The sequence below is a fragment of the Oleiphilus sp. HI0132 genome, assembly GCF_001635845.1.
In genome coordinates this window covers 1-2,093 of record NZ_LWGJ01001246.1, presented here as the reverse complement: position 1 = coordinate 2,093, position 2,093 = coordinate 1, and the positions used below count along the sequence as shown (strand labels likewise).

Here is a 2,093-nt window from a genome sequence, read left to right as displayed (position 1 = left end):
ATCCAAGCACAAAAAGCCAAGATGCAGGAACAAGAAAAAATTATGTTTAAAAAGGCCAAGAAGCTTCTCGTTAGAGAAGAAAATTTGGTTAAAAGTACTGAGAAAAGCCGAATCAATGAAATGCTTGACCACGACGTGATGATCAAGACCATTTATGAGATGAGCCAGGCTCTTCAAGATATTGGGATAAAACATAAAAGCGATTGTGGATAATTGCCATCACCGTATCCTTATCAAGCTCCAGCTTGTGACTGTCTTTTATTGGCTTAGGTGGGATATTGCGTGCTTTTGCTAAACCAAGGGCGCTTAATATTCTGATATAAAACCAGCCGATGTCGAATTCCCAGGGTTTAACAGATAGCTTGGCGGAGTTGGGATAAGTGTGGTGATTATTGTGAAGTTCTTCGCCACCAATAAAAAAGCCCCAGGGGCTGATGTTACGGGAGGCATCTTTACACTCAAAGTTCCGGTAGCCGATTGCATGGCCGACACCATTGATAACACCCGCAGCAAATACCGGGATCCACATCATTTGAATCGCCCAAATGGTAATACCTGCCAGGCCGAAGAAGAAAATATCGATAGCGCCCATCAGTACTACACCTTTCATCTTATGAGGGGTATAGATCTTGTTTTCTAACCAATCATCAGGTGTTCGCTGACCGTAGCGCTTTAAGGTTTCGGCATTGGCAGCCTCTTCTTTATAGAGCTCAGCACCCGTTAGTAGAACTGTTTTTAGGCCTTTCGCAACAGGGCTATGTGGGTCTTCATCTGTCTCACATTTTGCGTGGTGTTTCCGGTGAATAGCGGTCCACTCTTTGGTATTTTGAGCACTACTCAGCCATATCCAGAAACGGAAGAAGTGTTTAAGTGCAGGATGCAGGTCGAGAGCGTTGTGAGCTGAGTGTCTGTGTAGATAAAGTGTGACGCTGGCGATGGTGATTTGAGTCAGAATTATCGTTGCAATGACTTTCTGCCCAACACTTAAATCGAGAATACCGTTTATCCACCAGTCAAACATTTACTTCACCTCACTCCTATAAATTCTAGCTGACACGCGTTAGTTTTATATGCTATCACAAACAATGATATTTTAGAGTATGACAGCTCGTTTATTGCACAATAACTTCGTGCTTTTTTAACACGAGATGCTGAAACTGATCTATCTTTGCGCACCATCCTTCTTTTAGCCAGGTTGTCGAAACCTTTTCCAATATGATTGCAGGCCCTATTATGGTTTCACCTTCTTTGATCGCTTCTCGCTGAAGAATTGTCACTTCTTTTTCTATCGAAGGAAGTTGAATGACTTGTGTGGTGGCATCATTTTGCACTTCAGTACATATAACATCATTACTTTGCTGAGTTTCAATTGTCAGACTAAGGCAAACATTCACGAGCTCAACCGCGGTATTAGTGAGTTGGTGCCCATAGTGTTGTTGATGGCTGTGATGAAATAAGTCTGCAATATTGCGGGTTTGATCTGCAGAAAAGGGGATATTCAGAGTGAAGCTCTGGCCTTGGTAACGAAGATCCAAAGAGCGTTCTGATCGGATAGTTTGCCTGCCTACTTGTTCTAATTTTAGTTCTTTCGTTCCTTGTGACTCGAGACCTTCAAACAGCTGTTCCAGTTGGTGATGGGAAATATCATCTAACTGAATAATATGTGTCTTGGTAAATTGCCGTTGTTTTTGAGCTTTGAGCATGCCGTAGGCCGAGAGGACACCACTATTCTGGGGAATTATGGCACTTTTCATATTGAGTTTTTCAGCTAAGGAACAGACATGCAGACCCCCAGCGCCGCCAAAGCAACATAAGGTAAAGTCATTAGGGTTGTGCCCTTTCTGAATAGAAATGGCATGAAGGGCTTTTACCATTTGTTGTTCCGCAAGTTCTATGATTCCTTCTGCCAATTGAAGCCTGCTCATTTGTAGTTTGCTGGCTAGCGTGTCTAGCGCGCTCTCTGCTGAGGCTATATCAAGAGACATACCGCCACCTAAGAAAGCATCTGCACGTATGCGCCCTAGAACTAGATTGGCATCGGTCACAGTTACTTAAGTTCCGCCTTTGTTGTAACAAACTGGGCCAGGTGCGGA

The 2,093-nt window shown here is 43.4% G+C and carries 2 protein-coding genes; both read right to left on the bottom strand.

What is annotated here, in order from left to right; genetic code table 11:
• Positions 1-142 precede the first annotated feature (142 nt).
• Positions 143-1,021: an acyl-CoA desaturase gene (locus tag A3766_RS18645; protein ID WP_068642771.1), complete on the bottom strand. Its 879-nt coding sequence runs from the start codon at positions 1,019-1,021 to the stop codon at positions 143-145.
• A 91-nt stretch (positions 1,022-1,112) separates the two neighbouring features.
• Positions 1,113-2,045 (bottom strand): hydantoinase/oxoprolinase family protein, encoded by a 933-nt coding sequence (locus tag A3766_RS18640; RefSeq protein ID WP_068642769.1) that lies wholly within the window; start codon positions 2,043-2,045, stop codon positions 1,113-1,115.
• Positions 2,046-2,093: the final 48 nt, after the last annotated feature.